This window comes from Ancalomicrobiaceae bacterium S20, assembly GCA_040269895.1.
In the GTDB taxonomy this organism is placed as follows: Bacteria; Pseudomonadota; Alphaproteobacteria; order Rhizobiales; family Ancalomicrobiaceae; genus Methyloraptor; species Methyloraptor flagellatus.
Map to the genome: position 1 here is coordinate 4,077,263 of CP158568.1, position 15,778 is coordinate 4,093,040.

Genomic DNA, 15,778 nt, shown 5'->3' on the forward strand with positions numbered 1-15,778 from the left:
ATGGGTGAAGTGATCGGGATCGGCGCCGCGCCGAAGCGCAAGGAAGACCAGCGCTTCATCACCGGCCGCGGCAATTACGTCGCCGACATCAAGCGCGCGGACATGAGCTACGGCGTCTTCGTGCGCTCGCCGCATGCGCACGCCACGATCGATGCGATCGACAAGGCGCCGGCACTCGCCGTGCCGGGCGTCGTCGGCGTGTTCACCGGGGCGGAATTCGCGGCCGACGGCTGCGGCACGCTGCCGTGCGGCTGGGCGATCACCTTCAAGGACGGCTCGCCGATGAAGGAGCCGCCGTTCCCGGCGCTCGCGACCGGCAAGGTCCGCTTCGTCGGGGACGCGGTCGCCTTCGTCGTCGGCGAGACGCTGGAGGCGGCCACGGCCGGCGCCGAGGCGCTGGTGGTCGACTACGGCCTGTTGCCCGTGGTCGCGACGCTGCTGCAGGCGGCCGCGCCCGAGGCGCCGCTGCTCTACGACGACGTGCCGGGCAATCTCTGCGCCGACTGGGCGCTCGGCGACGAGGCCGCGACCGAGGCCGCCTTCGCCCGCGCCGCGCATGTGAGCCACGTCAGCCTGGTCAACAACCGCCTCGTCGGCAACCCGATGGAGCCGCGCGCCGCGGTCGGCGAGTACAATCCGGGCACGGGCCAGTACACGCTGTGGAGCACGAGCCAGTTCCCGCATGTGGTCCGGCTCCTGATGGGCATGGTGCTCGGCATCCCGCAGCACAAGCTCCGGGTCGTGGCGCCGGACGTCGGCGGCGGCTTCGGCGTCAAGCAGTTCCATTACGGCGAAGAGGCCGTGACCACCTGGGCGGCGGGCAAGCTGCGCCGGCCGGTGAAGTGGGTCAGCACGCGTTCGGAGGGCTTCCTCGCCGACCGGCATGGCCGCGACCACGTCACCGAGGCGGAACTGGCGCTGGACGAGAACGGCAAGTTCCTCGCCATGCGCGTCCACACCTACGCGAACATGGGCGGCTACCTGTCGACCTTCGGGCCGAACATCCCGACCAACCTCTACGGGCCGCTGCTCTCGGGCGTCTATGTGATCCCGTCGATCTATTGTTCGGTGAAATGCATGTTCACCAACACCGCACCGGTCGACGCCTATCGCGGCGCCGGGCGACCGGAGGCGACCTTCGTGGTCGAGCGGCTGGTCGACATGGCCGCGCATGATCTCGGCCTCGACCGGCTCGAGATCCGCCGGCGCAACATGATCCCGAAGTCGGCCTATCCGTACCAGACGCCGGTGCTGGTCGAATACGACAGCGGCGACCCGCTCGGCTGCCTCGAGCAGGCGACGATCAAGGGCGACGTCGCCGGCTTCGCGGCGCGCAAGGCGGAGTCGGCGCGGGCCGGCAAGTTCCGCGGCTTCGGCGTCTCGACCTATGTGGAGGCCTGCGGCCTGGCGCCGTCGCGTTTCGCCGGCCGGCTCGGCGCCCGTGGCGGGCTCTACGAGAGCGCGACAGTGCGCGTGCATCCGACCGGACAGGTCACCGTGCTGATCGGCACGCACAACCACGGCCAGGGCCACGAAACGACCTTTGCGCAGATCGTCTCGGAACGGCTCGGCGTACCGTTCGAGAACGTCGACATCGTGTTCGGCGACACCGATCGCGTCCAGTTCGGCATGGGCACCTACGGCTCGCGGTCGCTGGTGGTCGGCGGCTCGGCGCTGAACAAGGCGGCCGACAAGGTGATCCTGAAGGGCAAGAAGATCGCCGCGCACCTGCTCGAGGCGGCCGAACAGGACATCACCTTCGAAGCCGGCGTGTTCGCGGTCGCCGGCACCGACCGCAAGAAGACGATCGAGGACATCGCGCTCGCGGCCTATGTGCCGCACGACTATCCGCTCGAGATCCTCGAGCCGGGGCTCGAGGAACAGGCCTATTACGACCCGGTCAACTTCACCTATCCGGGCGGCGCGCATCTGGTAGAGGTCGAGGTCGATCCGGAAACGGGCGTGGTCGAGATCGTCAAATACACCGCCTGCGACGACGTCGGCACGGTGATCAATCCGATGATCGTCGAGGGCCAGCTGCACGGCGGCATCGTGCAGGGCATCGGACAGGCGCTCTACGAGAACTGCGTCTACGACGAGACCTCGGGCCAGCTCCTGTCCGGCTCCTTCATGGACTACTGCATGCCGCGCGCCGACGGCGTGCCGAAAATGGACGTCTCGACCTATTCGACGCCGTGCGCGCATACGCCGATGGGCGTCAAGGGCTGCGGCGAGGTCGGCACCATCGGCTCGCCCGCCGCCGTGATCAGCGCCGTCGTCGACGCGCTGGCGCACCTCGGTATCACCCATGTCGACATGCCGGCATCGCCGAACCGCATCTGGCGGATCATCCAGAACGCCTCCATCCCGCGCGCGGCCGAATGAGGATCGACCCATGAAACCGTTCCAGTATTTCCGGCCGGCCTCCGCCCCCGAAGCGACCGGCCTCGCCTCCGAGGACGTGCGCTATCTGGCCGGCGGCATGACGCTGCTGCCGACCATGAAGCAGAACCTCGCCGCGCCGACCGGCCTCGTCGATCTCGCCGCCGCAGGCCTCTCGGGCGTCCGCGCGATCGACGGCGGCCTCGAGATCGGCGCGATGACGACGCACGCGACGGTCGCCACGTCTGCTCTGGTCCGCGAGGTGCTGCCGGCGCTCGCCAAGCTCGCCGGCGGCATCGGCGATCCGGCCGTGCGCAATCGCGGCACGATCGGCGGCTCGGTCGCCAACGACGACCCGTCTGCCGACTACCCGGCCGGCGTGCTCGGCCTCGGTGCGACAATCGTCACCGACCGCCGGACCATCGCAGCCGACGACTTCTTCCTCGGCATGTTCACCACCGCGCTGGAGCCGGGCGAACTGATCACGGCATTCCGCTTTCCGCTGCCGGTCGCGGCGGCCTACGCCAAGTTCCGCTCGCCGGCCTCGCGCTATGCGCTGGCAGGCGTGTTCGTGGCGAAGTTCGCCGATGGCGTCCGCGTCGCGGTGACCGGGGCGGCGCCCTCGGTCTTCCGCGTTCCGGCGATGGAGGCGGCGCTGGCGGCGGATTTCTCGCCCGAGGCGATCGCGGCGATCGCGATCGATCCGGCCGAGATGCTGTCGGACATGCACGCCGAGGCGGCCTATCGGGCGCATCTCGTCGGCGTCATGGCGCGCAGGGCCGTGGCCGAAGCCACGGCCTGAGCGCCGAGCCGGGGCCCGGGGAGCGACCAAGAACCTCGAACGAGGACGAATTTCATGAGCATCGACCTACCCACGGCCGGCCTCGTCGCCGCGCCGAACGACCTCGCACGCCTGTCGGTCGCCGCCATGATCGACGGTTACGCCTCCGGCACGATCACGCCGAGCGAGGTCACGGAAGCCGTCATCGCGGCGATCGATCGTGCCGACGCCAAGCTCAAGATCGTGGTGACGCCGCTCTACGATCAGGCGCGCGCCGCCGCCGCGCAGGCCACCGCCGACTGGAAGGCGGGTCGGCCGGCGGGGCCGCTCGCCGGTGTGCCGATCAGCGTGAAGGATCTCATCTACGTCGGCGGCGTCGCGGCCAAGGCGGGCGCACCCGGTCTCGACGGCTTCGTCGCGCCGACCGACGCGGCCGTGGTCGAGCGGATCCGCGCGGCCGGCGCGATCGTCACCTGCAAGACCACGACCTGCGAGTCCGGCTACAAGCTGACCGCCGACAGCCCGGTCTCGGGCATCACGCGCAATCCCTGGAACCCGTCGCGGACCTCCGGCGGCTCGAGCGGCGGGGCGGCGGCGGGCGTCGCCGCCGGTTGCGGGCCGCTCGCGCTCGGCACCGACGGCGTCGGCTCGATCCGGGTACCCTCGGCGTTCTGCGGTGTGGTCGGCATCAAACCGACCTTCGGGCTGGTTCCGCGTTCGCCCGGCTTCTCGCCGCCGTCCTGGGCCTCACTCGCCCATACCGGCCCGATCGCGCGCAGCGTCGCCGACGCCGCGGCGCTGCTGTCGGTGATCGCCGGCCCCGACATCCGCGACCCGGCCTGCCTGCCGGCGACCGGCGGCAGCTATTCGGCCGGCATTCGATCGCTGAAGGGCTCACGATCGCCACCTCGGTCGACTTCGGCTACGCGCCGGTCGATCCGGACGTGCGGCAGGCCTTCACCGAGGCGGTCGACGTGCTCGGCCGGCTCGGCGCCAGCCTGCGCCAGGATGCGATCCGCCTGCCGGCCGACGTGCTGGAGACGACGCTGAGGCCGATCGCCTTCTCCGAGCAGGCCGCCGCGGTCGCCGCGCGCGATCCGGCCGACTTCGCACGGTCGGAGCCGGCCTATCTCGACGTGATCCAGGCAGGGCGCACGTTCAGCGCGGTCGATTACATCGAGGCGAGCTACCGCCGCGCGAGCTGCGCGGCCTGTTCGTCGAGCTGTTCAAGACGGCGCAGGTGCTGATCACGCCGACCGTGGCCGTGCCAGCCTTCGCGGCCGGCACGCTCGGCGTCGACACGATCGACGGCCGGGCGGTCGACCCGCATCTCGGCTGGTCGCCGTTCACCTGGCCGATCAACCTGACCGGGCTGCCGGCCGCGACGATCCCTTGCGGACTGTCGCGCGACGGCCTGCCGATCGGCCTGCAGATCATCGCGCCCTGGCTGGAGGAACAGCGCATCCTGACCGTCGCCGCCGCGCTCGAAGCCGCGCTGCCGCCGCTCGGGGGCTGACCGGCCAGCCTGGAACAAGGCAAAAGCACCAGCGATCTCAGGCGTCGGCTTCCGCAAACCGGTAACCGACGCCGGGCTCGGTGCGGATCACGGCCGGATTGCTCGGATCGGCTTCGATCTTGGTGCGGATCTGACCGATGAAGACGCGCAGATACTGCGTATCGTCGGTGTGGGCCGGGCCCCAGACGGCGGTCAGGATCTGGCGATGCGTGACCACGCGGCCGGCGTGGCGCGCGAGCACGGCGACGAGGTCGTATTCCTTCGGCGTCAGTTTCACCGGCTCGCCGGCGCGCGTGACGAGGCGCCGTTCGAGGTCGACGACCAGATCGCCGACCTCGACACGCGCCGGCTCGCGCTTTTCGACCGCGGCATGACGCGTGGCGGTCCTGAGCCGCGCCATCAGTTCGCCGATGCCGAAGGGCTTTTCGATGTAATCGTCGGCGCCGAGATCGAGCGCGGCGATCTTCTCGGCCTCGCGGTCGCGCGCCGACAGGACCACGATCGGCACCTTCGAGAAGGCGCGCACCGCCTCGATCACCTGCTTGCCGTCCATGTCGGGCAGGCCGAGATCGAGCACCACGACATCGGGCGCGCGGGCCGCGACCAGCCGCACCGCCTCGCGGCCGGTGTCGGCGGCGATCACCTCGTAGCCGGCGGTCGACAGCGCGACCTTCAGGAAACGGACGATCTCGGGTTCATCGTCGACCGCGAGAATGCGCAGGCCCGTTCCGTGCGATCCTGCCGTCGATCCGGTGATCTGGGCACCCGTCATGCGCGGGCTCCGGTTGCAACGCCGGTGTCGGCCGGGACCTCGGCGGCCGGCAAGCGGACCACGATGCGCGTGCCGCGGCGCCGGACGGCCGGGCTCTCGGCCTTGATCGTGCCGCCCATCGCCGCCACGAGGCCGCGGCAGATCGACAGGCCGAGGCCGGTGCCGGGCTTGCGGCCATCGGCGCGGCCGGCACGGAAGAACTTCTCGAAGATCCGGTCCAGATCCGCCGGCTTCACGCCCGGCCCCTCGTCGGTGACGCTGATCACGATCTCCGGCCCCTGCTGTCGCGCATGCACGGCGACGCCGCGCTCGCCGCCATACTTGTGCGCATTGTCGAGCAGATTGAACAGCACCTGTTCGAGCAGCTGCGCGTCGCCGCGCACGAAGGGCAGGTCCGGCGCCAGACTGACGGTGGTCGACTCGGCCGGATAGACCTTGTCGGCGCGACCGACCGCGGTCCTGATCGCATCGGCGACGTCGACCCAGTCGCGCTTGATCTTCACCGCGCCCGATTCGATGCGCGACATGTCGATCAGGTTGGCGACGAAGCGGTTGAGCCGCGCGGCCTCCTGCTCGATCGAACCGAGCAGCTCGCGCCGCGCCGCGGGCGTCATCGCCTCGCCGAGCTCGGACAGGGTCGTCACCGCGCCGGTGATGGTGGCGAGCGGCGTGCGCAGATCGTGGCTCAGCGAGGCGAGCAGCGCGTCGCGCACCGCCTCGTTCTCCTGCAGGGCGGCCGCCTTGACCGCCTCGCCGAACAGGAGCGAGCGATCGAGCGCGATCGCGGCCTGTTCGACGATCGCCGCCAGGCTGCGGTCGAGGTCGGCCGGCAGCGGCGCGGCCTGATCCGGCGGCTCGAAGCCGATCACGCCGACGACGCCGCGCGGCGTGACCAGCGGCCGGAACTGGAACCGCGCCTTCGGCAGGGTGCCGGTCCGCCAGCCGGCGACCTCGGCCTTCTCGAAGGCCCAGCGCGCGGCGCTGATCTCGGCCGTGTCGAGGCCCTCGTCCGGGGGCCAGGCGGCCTGAAGCTCGAGATCGCCGTCGCGGGGCAGGAGCAGCAGCGCGCGGCCGCCGAGCGCGCGATGGGCATGGGCGACGGTCGCCTCGGCAACGCCGTCGACATCGGCCGCGGCGGAGAGTTTCGAGGTGAAGCTCGACAGCGCCTGCGAGGCCTCGGCGCGCTGCCAGGCCTGCCGCGACTGCTCGCGCACCCGGCCGGCGAGCGAGCCGGTCATCACCGCGACGATCAGGAACACGACCAGCGCGAGCAGTTCATGCGGCTCGGCGATGGTGAAGGTGTAGAGCGGCGGGATGAAGAAGAAATTGTAGGCGAAGAACGACAGGAAGGCCGCGATGACCGCCGCGCGCGTGCCGGTGCGGGCCGCCGCGAACAGCACGGCGGTCAGGAACACCATCGACAGGTTGGGCAGCTTCAGGAAATGGGTCAGCGCCTCGCCGACGCCGACCGCGCCGGCGACCGCCACGGCGGCGACCAGCGTCTCGCGACCGAGATGGCGCGGGTCCGACAGGCCGGCGCGCCAGAGCGGCGTTCCGACATGGGCCTCCTCGTCGGCGACCACCGTGACGCCGATCTCGCGCGAGCGCCGGATCAGGCGATCGGCCGGCGAGCGGCGCAGGAGCCGCGCCACCGTCGAGCGCGCCGAGCGGCCGACCACGATCTGGGTGACGTTCTCGCGCCGGGCATAGCGCAGCACGTCTTCGACGAAATCGCGCACCGCGATGCGCGCGGTCTCCGCGCCGAGGCTCTCGGCGAGGCGCAGCGCCTCGGTCGTCGCCTTGGCGCGGCCCGGATCGGCCTCGTCGGCGCCCGGCCGCTCGGCATGCAGCGCGACGAAGCCGGCGTTGAGCGCGGTCGCGAGGCTCGCGGTCCGGCGCACCAGCCGCTCGCTCTCCGGTCCGCCGCCGATCAGCACCATCAGCCGTTCGGAACTGCCCCAGGGGCCTTCGATCGCCTTCTGGCGCAGGATCTCGACCATCTGGTCGTCGACCCGGTCGGCGGTGCGGCGCAGGGCGAGTTCGCGCAGCGCGGTCAGGTTGCCGGGCGTGAAGAAATTGTCGATCGCGCGCCGGGCGGTATCGGCCATGTAGACCTTGCCGTCGCGCAGGCGTTCGATCAGCTCGTCGGGCGTGATGTCGACGAGCACGACGTCGTCGGCCTCCTGGAGCACGGTGTCGGGCACCGTCTCGCGGACCGTGACGCCCGTGATGCGGCCGACGACGTCCTTCAGGCTCTCCAGATGCTGGATGTTGAGCGCGGTCCAGACGTCGATGCCGGCGTCGAGCAGTTCGTCGACGTCCTGCCAGCGCTTCGGATGGCGGCTGTCGGGCGCGTTGGTGTGCGCGAGTTCATCGACGACGATCAGCTTCGGCCGACGGGCGAGCGCGCTGTCGAGATCGAATTCCGCGATGGCGCGGCCGCCATGATCGACGATCCGGCGCGGCAGGATCTCGAGATCTGCGGTCAACGCTGCGGTCTCGGCGCGGCCGTGGGTCTCGACGAGACCGATCACCACGTCGATGCCGTCGGCCTTCAGCCGGCGGGCGCCCTGCAACATGGCGTAGGTCTTCCCCACGCCGGGCGAGGCGCCGAGGAAGACCTTCAGGCGGCCGCGCCGGCCCGGCCCCGCGAGCGCCAGCAGCGCATCGGGGTCGGGGCGGCGGTCGTCGGGATCACGCGGTGGCGCCATCGCTTCCGTCTCTCGCCCATTTCTCTCCGGTCGACCGCTCAGGATCGGCCGGTCGCGTCGAGCGCCAGATTGAGGCCGAGGACGTTGACGCGCGGTTCACCGAAGATGCCCAGGAACCGTCGCTCCACGCGCGTCGCGACCAGCGCCTTCACCGCGGCCTCGTCGAGCCCGCGCGCCTTGGCGACGCGCGGAACCTGAGCATAGGCGAAAGCCGGCGAGATGTCGGGGTCGAGGCCCGAGGCCGAGGCGGTGACCGCGTCGGCGGGCACCGGCTTCGCCAACCCGGAAGCCTCGATATCGGCCTTCATGCGATCGATCAGCTTCTGCGAGGTCGGCCCGAGGTTCGAACCGGACGAGTTGGCCGCGTTATAGGGCGCGTCGATCGTCTTCGACGCGTCGTTCGGATCCGGCGCCGAGGTCGCCGACGGGCGACCGTGGAAGTAGCGTTCGGACGCGAAATTCTGGCCGATCAGCGCCGAACCGATGACCTTGCCGCCGGCCACGACCGGGCTGCCGTTGGCGGCCGAGGGCATGGCGACCTGGGCGAGGCCGGTGATCGCGAGCGGATAGGCGAGGCCGAGCAGGACCGTGAAGCCGGCCGTCAGCACGATCGCGGGGCGGATATGGTGGAGCATCGGATCCTCCTCAGGCGAGATGCAGCGCGGCGACGACGAGGTCGATCGCCTTGATGCCGACGAAGGGCAGCACGAGGCCGCCGAGGCCGTAGACGACGAGATTGCGCTTCAGGAGCGCCGCGGCACCGACCGGGCGATAGGACACGCCCTTCAGCGCGAGCGGGATCAACGCGATGATGATCAGCGCGTTGAAGATCACCGCCGACAGGATCGCCGACTGCGGCGAGGCGAGCCGCATGACGTTCAGCGCGCCGAGCTCCGGATAGGTGGCGATGAACAGCGCCGGCAGGATCGCGAAATACTTCGCGACGTCGTTGGCGATCGAGAAGGTGGTCAGCGAGCCGCGCGTCATCAGGAGCTGCTTGCCGATCTCGACGATCTCGATGAGCTTGGTCGGATTGCTGTCGAGATCGACCATGTTGCCGGCCTCGCGGGCGGCCTGGGTGCCGGTCTGCATGGCGACGCCGACATCGGCCTGGGCGAGCGCGGGGGCGTCGTTGGTGCCGTCGCCGCACATGGCGATCAGCCGGCCGCCGACCTGCTCGCGGCGGATGTAGCGCAGCTTGTCCTCGGGGGTCGCCTCGGCGATGAAGTCGTCGACGCCCGCCTCGGAGGCGATGCTCGCGGCGGTGACCGGGTTGTCGCCGGTGACCATCACGGTCTTGATGCCCATCGAGCGCAGCGCGGCGAAGCGCTCGCGGATGCCGGGCTTCACCACGTCCTTCAGGTGGACGACGCCGAGCAGGCGCCGGCCGTCGATCACGCCGAGCGGCGTGCCGCCCGAGCGGGCGATGCGGTCGACCGCGCGGCGGAACTCCTCCGGCGCGGCCGGCAGCGTGTGGCCGGCGATCTTCAGGATCGCGTCGACCGCACCCTTGCGGATCGAGCGTTCGCCGATGTCGATGCCGGAGACGCGGGTCTGGGCGGCGAAGGGGACGACGGTCGCGCCTTCGGCGGCGCCGGCGGGCTCGGTGATGCCGTATTCGCCGCGGGCGAGCGCCACGATCGAGCGGCCCTCGGGCGTCTCGTCGGCGAGGCTCGCGAGCAGGACGGCCTCGGCGAGCGTCGCCTCGGTGACGCCGGCGACGGGGATGAACTCCGACGCCATGCGGTTGCCGAAGGTGATCGTGCCGGTCTTGTCGAGCAGCAGCGTGTCGACGTCGCCGGCCGCCTCGACCGCACGGCCGGAGGTGGCGATGACGTTGAAGCGGATCAGCCGGTCCATGCCGGCGATGCCGATCGCCGACAGGAGGCCGCCGATCGTGGTCGGGATCAGCGTCACCAGCAGCGCGACCAGCACCACGACCGACAGCGCCGTGCCGGAGTAGCCGGCCAGGCCCCAGAGCGTGACGACCGCGATCAGGAAGATCAGCGTCATGCCGGAGAGCAGGATCGACAGCGCCAGTTCGTTCGGCGTCTTCTGCCGCTCGGCGCCTTCGACCAGCGCGATCATGCGATCGATGAAGGTCTCGCCCGGCTTGGCGGTGATCTTCACCTTGATCCAGTCGGACAGCACCGTGGTGCCGCCGGTGACCGCCGAGCGGTCGCCGCCGGCCTCGCGGATCACCGGCGCGGATTCGCCGGTGATCGCGGCCTCGTTGACCGAGGCGACACCCTCGACGATCTCGCCGTCGAGCGGAATGAGATCGCCGGCCTCGACCAGCACGATGTCGCCGATCTCGAGCTCGGTCGGGGCGACGCCCTCGTAGATCCGGTCCGGACTGTCCGGGAACAGGAGCTTCTTGGCGACCGTGTCGCTGCGGGTCTTGCGCAGCGAGGCGGCCTGCGCCTTGCCGCGGCCCTCGGCCACGGCTTCGGCGAAGGTCGCGAACAGGACCGTGAACCACAGCCAGGCCGCGATCTGGCCGGAGAAGACCGGCGTGCCGGTATGGGCGACGAGGTCGCGGACGAACAGGACCGTGACGAGCGCCGCGACCACCTCGGTGACGAAGATCACCGGATTGCGCATGAGCTGACGCGGATCGAGCTTCAGCACCGACTGGAGCGCCGCGGTGCGCAGGATCGCGCCATCGAGGAGCCGCGGGGCGGCGGAGGACTTGGGACTATTGGGCTTGGCCATGGAAGGTGCCTCCTCAGAAGGTCTTGCCGGCGAGCATCAGCACGTGCTCGACGACCGGACCGAGGGCGAGGGCCGGGAAGAACTGCAGACCGCCGAGGATCAGGATCACGCCGACGACGAGGCCGACGAACAGGCCGCCGTCGGTCGGGAAGGTGCCGGTCGAGGCGGGCGCCTTGACCTTGGCCGCGAGCGATCCGGCGATCGCCATGACCGGCAGGACATAGGCGAAGCGGCCGAGCATCATCGCGATGCCGAGCGTGACGTTGAACCAGGGCGTGTTGGCGGTGAGGCCGGCAAAGGCCGAGCCGTTGTTGCCGGCCGCCGACGAATAGGCGTAGAGCAGCTCGGAAAGGCCGTGCGGGCCGGCATTGTTGAGCCCGGCCAGCGCGTCCGGCAGCATGGCCGAAACCGCCGTGAAGCCGAGGATCGCGAGCGGCAGGATCACCACGGCGAGGACGGCGAGCTTGACCTCGCGCGCCTGGATCTTCTTGCCGAGATATTCCGGCGTGCGGCCGACCATCAGGCCGGCGACGAACACCGACAGCACGGCGAAGACGATCATGCCGTAGAGGCCCGAGCCGACGCCGCCGGGCAGGACCTCGCCGAGCTGGATCATCAGCATCGGCACCAGACCGCCGAGCGGGGTCAGGCTGTCGTGCATGGCATTGACGGCGCCGCAGGAGAGGCCCGTGGTCGCCGCGACGAACAGCGCCGTCATGGCCTGGCCGAAGCGGACCTCCTTGCCCTCCATGTTGCCGGCCGCGGGATCGAGCCCGAGCGCGACATGCAGCGGATCGCCGGCCGCCTCGCTCCAGTAGGTCACGAGCACGCCTGCGACGAGCAGGAGCGCCATCGCGGCGAGCAGCGCATAGCCCTGGCGCGGCGCGCCGACCATGTGGCCGAAGGCGATCGGCAGCGCCGAGGACAGGACCAGCATGGCGACGATCGAGACGACGTTCGACAGCGCCGAGGGGTTCTCGAACGGATGCGCCGAGTTGGCGTTGAAGAAGCCGCCGCCGTTGGTGCCGAGCTGCTTGATCGCCTCCTGGCTCGCCATCGGGCCGACCGAGATCGTCTGCTTGGCGCCTTCGAGCGTGGTGGCGTCGAAAGCGCCGAGAAGCGTCTGCGGCACGCCGAGCGCGACATAGAGGAGCGCCAGGCCGATCGCGATCGGCAGCAGGACGTAGAGCGTCACGCGGGTCAGATCGACCCAGAAATTGCCGAGCGTCGTCGCGCCGGACCGGGCGAAGGCGCGCGTCACCGCGACGGCGAGCGCGATGCCGGTCGCGGCCGACAGGAAGTTGTGCACCGACAGGCCAGCCATCTGGGTCAGATGGCTCATGGTCGTCTCGCCGGAATAGGCCTGCCAGTTGGTGTTGGTCAGGAAGCTCACCGCCGTGTTGAAGGCGAGATCGGGCGTGACGGCGTCGAAGCCCTGCGGGTTCAGCGGCAGCCAATTCTGCAGGCGCAGGATCGCATAGAGCGAGAGGAAGCCGGCGGCGCTGAACATCAGCATGGCCAGCGAATACCCTGCCCAGGTCTGTTCGCGGCGCGGATCGACGCCGGCGAGCTTGTAGAAGCCGGCTTCGACCGGGCCGAGGACGGCGGCGAGCCGGACCGGCTCTCCGGAGAAGACGCGCGCGGCATAGCGGCCGAGCGGGATCGCGAGCGCCAGCGTCACGGCCAGCGTCAGGGCGATCTGAAGCCATCCGATGAGGGTCATCGGGTTCAACTCCCATGGGACGCGCGCGATCGACCGCGGCTCCTTCTGGAGCGCGGGATGCGGCGTCGTTCGTGAAGGGGGGCGGAGAGGGGGGAGCGCCTCAGAAGCGCTCGGGATAGAGCAGCGTCACGACGAGATAGACGCCGAGGCCGAGGGCGACGGCGAGTCCGAGGAACGGTTCGAACACGATCGCCTCCTCAGGTGTGGTCGAGCGCATGGACATAGGCCGCAAGCCCCGCGAGGAGCGCGAGACCGAGGCCCGCATAGATCAGATCGAGCATGATCGACCTCCGTTGACGATGGCCGCACTGTGCGGCCGATCGGCATCAGGGATCGATGTGGAAGAGCGCGAGCCGCATAAGGGGCGCGTAAAGATCGATCCGGCCGCGGTCCACGGCAACCACGCGGCAGCGGGCTACCGCGCCGCGCCGAGCGACTGCAGCACCGCCTCGCTCGGCCAGCAGTCGACCTTCAGGCCCGCCGCCTTCTGGTAGGCGCCGAGCGCGGCGCGCGTCAGCATGCCGGCCTTGCCGTCGACCTTGTCGCGATAGAAGCCGAGCCGGGTCAGATGCCGCTGCATCGCCTCCACGGATTTCGTCTTCAGCTGCGACGAGGCCGACCACGGCGTCGCGAAGGTCTCCGGGCTGAGGATGCGGTCGGAGAGGTGGCCGACGAACAGCACGTAGAGATCGGAGAAATTGTATTCCTTGATCACGAAGTAGTTCTTCGTGGTCAGGAACGACGGACCGTAGATCCCCTCCGGCTGCAGCAGCGACGCCGGCTCGGCGCGCTCCGCGGCCGAGACGGAGCGGCCTCGGACCGGCACGAAGCCGGCGTCGATCCAGGCGCCGATCGGCCGGCGCACCTCGGGCACGCCCGCGGTACAGTCCGCCTGCGCCGGCGCGCGGACCTCGTAGGCCCAGCGCAGACCCGGCTGCCAGCCCTTGTCGGCGAGCTGCTTGGCGGCGGAGGCGAGCGCGTCCGGCACCGAATGCCAGATGTCGACACGGCCGCTGCCGTCGAGGTCGACGCCGTGCTTGAAGTATTCGGACGGCAGGAACTGGGTCAGGCCGGTCGCGCCGGCCCACGAGGCGCGGAAGTCCTTCCGCGCCACCACGCCCTGATCGAGGATCTTCAGCGCCAGCACGAATTCGGTGCGGTACTGGTCCTTGCGCCGGCCGACATAGGCCTGGGTCGCGACCACGCGCAGCGTGTCGTAGCGCTCGGGCGAGCGGCCGTAATCGGTCTCGCGGCCCCAGATTGCCAGCACGACGTTGCCCGGCACGCCGAAGCGCGCCTCGATCTTGTCGAGCGCGGCGCGATGCATGCCGAGCAGCCGCCGGCCCTCGCCGGCGAGCCGGGCGATCGACGCCTCCTTGATGTAGTCGGCCGGCGGCCGCACGAATTCCGGCTGCGCCGGGGCGCCGGTCTCAGGCCGTCCCGGCAGGGCGAGATCCGGCAGCCCGTAGTCGGGCTCGAGGCCGCGCGTCTCACGCTCGAAGGTCGCCCGCGAGACGCCCGCGGCGGAAGCTTCCGGCCAGACCGAGGCCACGAACCGCTCGAAGCCGGCATCGGCGGCCTCCGCAGGCGAAGGCGCGCCAGAAAGCGCGAGCGCAAGGAGGAAGCCGGCGGCGAAAGGGCGACGGAAGCAACGCAAGGGACAGCTCACCGATCAGTTCGTGATTTCGAAGCAGCGCAGGCTAGCACAGACGCCCGTCGACGGGACGAAACGGTCGGCGCCGGGTTCAACCCCGAAAATGTCACGCGGTCGGGGAGCGCGCCCCCTATTGTGCCCAAAGCCGCAGAATCGAGCCAAAGAATTGGAAAGAAAATCTTGTCGCTGATTGTCAGAGGCCGAGTCGAAGGCCTCGAGCGACCGAGTCAAAGCGTCGCTGCGGAAACGCGGCCGGCGGTTTGATGAATCAATCGTTGACGTTTTAGAATCAACGAGTCAGTAGTTACCGAATTCGAAATTCTATGACAGTTCTTTAACCATGCGGGTTCTTCGAACTGTAGCGATTTCGGATCCGGCCACGCCACCGCTGTTTCGCCTTCCCCCGCGATGCATCGGCGCCGTGACCTTCGAAAACGCCTGCTCCCGAACGGTTGCGGGCGTTTCCATTGTTCTGGGCTCGCGAGCCTGTGCGGCAGCCGTAGCATTCGTGGAGTTATCGAGCGTTCGCTGATGTTATTTTCGACGTCAGTGTCCGTCCTGCAAAATCCAATTATCGATATTCGGCGCCGCCGCCGTCTCGTTTGAAGTTCAGACTGCTTAGAATACTTATGTCGAGGTGTTGCGTGACCGACAAGATGATCCTGTACAGCGACGTTGTTCCTCTCAATCGCGACAATCATCGTAGTCTAAGGCTCGATACACGAGACGATCGCTTCGCATTCGCCCGCGGCACGAATGTCGTTCCGGCTCTGGTCGATGAGTTCGTCGCGGCCGGCCCGCATCTGCCGATCCTGTTCGTCCCCGGCGTCGGCCTGCCTGTCGGCGTGTTCCTGATCGGCCTCAACTCGAACGAGAACATCCTCGTCGACGCGGACGGCGGCTGGCGCGGCGATCATCTGCCGGCCTACGTCCGTCGCTGGCCTTTCGTGCTCGGCGAGGTCGAGGGCCGCGATCCGGTCATCTGCATCGACCAGACCTACCAGTCGCCGGCCGACGGCAGCGGCGAGCCGATGTTCGACGACAAGGGCGCCGAGACGCCGGCGCTGATCGAGCGGATCCGGCTGGTCAACGGCTATTTCGAGGCGGCCAAGCGCAACGAAGCCTTCGTGAAGCGGCTGGTCGAGCTGTCGCTGCTCCGGTCGGTCACGATCGACGCCAAGTTCGCCACCGGCGCGTCGATCGCCCTGCACGGCTTCCTGACCGTCGATGCCGAAAAGCTCGAGGCACTGCCGGACGCAGCGTTCCTGTCGCTGCGCCGCGACGGCTTCCTGGCCCCGATCTACGCGCACCTCCAGTCGCTCGGCAGCGTCGAACGCCTGCGCAAGCTGCACGCGCCAGCCCTCGCCAGCGCGCCGCGGACCGTGACGGCCGATCAGACGCCGGCGGTGGCGAATGACGAGGCGGCGCCTGCCGCTGCCGAAATGCAGCCGGAAGACGCGGCCTGAGGCGCGAACAAGGCCCGCCACCCGAGGCAGGTGACGGCGACGTGAGTTGGGGACGAGG

At 69.7% G+C, this 15,778-nt stretch carries 13 protein-coding genes; 6 read left to right on the plus strand and 7 right to left on the minus strand.

Annotated features, from left to right (window positions below):
* The 5 genes from ABS361_18440 to ABS361_18460 are packed head-to-tail and all read left to right on the plus strand — an operon-like array spanning position 1 to position 4,679.
* On the plus strand, positions 1-2,385 hold the full coding sequence (locus ABS361_18440) for a xanthine dehydrogenase family protein molybdopterin-binding subunit (GenBank protein XBY44010.1): 2,385 nt from the start codon (positions 1-3) through the stop codon (positions 2,383-2,385).
* 10 nt (positions 2,386-2,395) lie between these two features.
* A complete protein-coding gene (locus ABS361_18445; GenBank protein ID XBY44011.1) occupies positions 2,396-3,184 on the plus strand; it encodes a xanthine dehydrogenase family protein subunit M in 789 nt (262 codons plus the stop codon).
* A gap of 54 nt (positions 3,185-3,238) precedes the next feature.
* Positions 3,239-4,213, plus strand: coding sequence for an amidase (locus tag ABS361_18450; GenBank protein ID XBY44012.1), 975 nt, complete (start codon positions 3,239-3,241; stop codon positions 4,211-4,213).
* Complete coding sequence (locus ABS361_18455; GenBank protein ID XBY44013.1) at positions 4,138-4,410, plus strand: hypothetical protein; 273 nt, start codon at positions 4,138-4,140, stop codon at positions 4,408-4,410. The genes ABS361_18450 and ABS361_18455 overlap by 76 nt, the downstream gene beginning before the upstream one ends.
* The gene (locus ABS361_18460; GenBank protein XBY44014.1) at positions 4,404-4,679 is read left to right on the plus strand and encodes an amidase family protein; all 276 of its coding nucleotides are present in this window, start codon (positions 4,404-4,406) and stop codon (positions 4,677-4,679) included. Before ABS361_18455 ends, ABS361_18460 begins: the two co-directional genes overlap by 7 nt.
* Positions 4,680-4,716: 37 nt before the next feature.
* Here the strand turns inward: ABS361_18460 and ABS361_18465 are convergent, their stop codons facing one another.
* From ABS361_18465 to ABS361_18495, 7 genes are all read right to left on the minus strand, one after another.
* The gene (locus ABS361_18465) at positions 4,717-5,451 is read right to left on the minus strand and encodes a response regulator transcription factor (protein ID XBY44015.1); all 735 of its coding nucleotides are present in this window, start codon (positions 5,449-5,451) and stop codon (positions 4,717-4,719) included.
* Positions 5,448-8,162 carry a sensor histidine kinase KdpD gene (locus tag ABS361_18470; protein XBY44016.1) on the minus strand — a complete coding sequence of 905 codons (2,715 nt, stop codon included), beginning with the start codon at positions 8,160-8,162 and terminating at the stop codon, positions 5,448-5,450. Before ABS361_18470 ends, ABS361_18465 begins: the two co-directional genes overlap by 4 nt.
* A 38-nt stretch (positions 8,163-8,200) precedes the next feature.
* Positions 8,201-8,797, minus strand: a complete 597-nt coding sequence (gene kdpC, locus ABS361_18475) for a potassium-transporting ATPase subunit KdpC (protein ID XBY44017.1) — start codon at positions 8,795-8,797, stop codon at positions 8,201-8,203.
* 10 nt (positions 8,798-8,807) lie between these two features.
* Positions 8,808-10,877 carry a potassium-transporting ATPase subunit KdpB gene (gene kdpB, locus ABS361_18480; GenBank protein XBY44018.1) on the minus strand — a complete coding sequence of 690 codons (2,070 nt, stop codon included), beginning with the start codon at positions 10,875-10,877 and terminating at the stop codon, positions 8,808-8,810.
* Between the two features lie 13 nt (positions 10,878-10,890).
* Positions 10,891-12,600 (minus strand): potassium-transporting ATPase subunit KdpA, encoded by a 1,710-nt coding sequence (gene kdpA / locus ABS361_18485; protein XBY44019.1) that lies wholly within the window; start codon positions 12,598-12,600, stop codon positions 10,891-10,893.
* Positions 12,601-12,700: 100 nt separating this feature from the next.
* Positions 12,701-12,823 (minus strand): K(+)-transporting ATPase subunit F, encoded by a 123-nt coding sequence (kdpF, locus tag ABS361_18490; protein XBY44020.1) that lies wholly within the window; start codon positions 12,821-12,823, stop codon positions 12,701-12,703.
* A 192-nt stretch (positions 12,824-13,015) separates the two neighbouring features.
* Positions 13,016-14,257: a lytic murein transglycosylase gene (locus tag ABS361_18495; protein ID XBY44021.1), complete on the minus strand. Its 1,242-nt coding sequence runs from the start codon at positions 14,255-14,257 to the stop codon at positions 13,016-13,018.
* A 641-nt stretch (positions 14,258-14,898) separates the two neighbouring features.
* Between ABS361_18495 and ABS361_18500 the strand changes: the two genes are divergently transcribed.
* The gene (locus ABS361_18500) at positions 14,899-15,720 is read left to right on the plus strand and encodes a SapC family protein (GenBank protein XBY44022.1); all 822 of its coding nucleotides are present in this window, start codon (positions 14,899-14,901) and stop codon (positions 15,718-15,720) included.
* Positions 15,721-15,778: the final 58 nt, after the last annotated feature.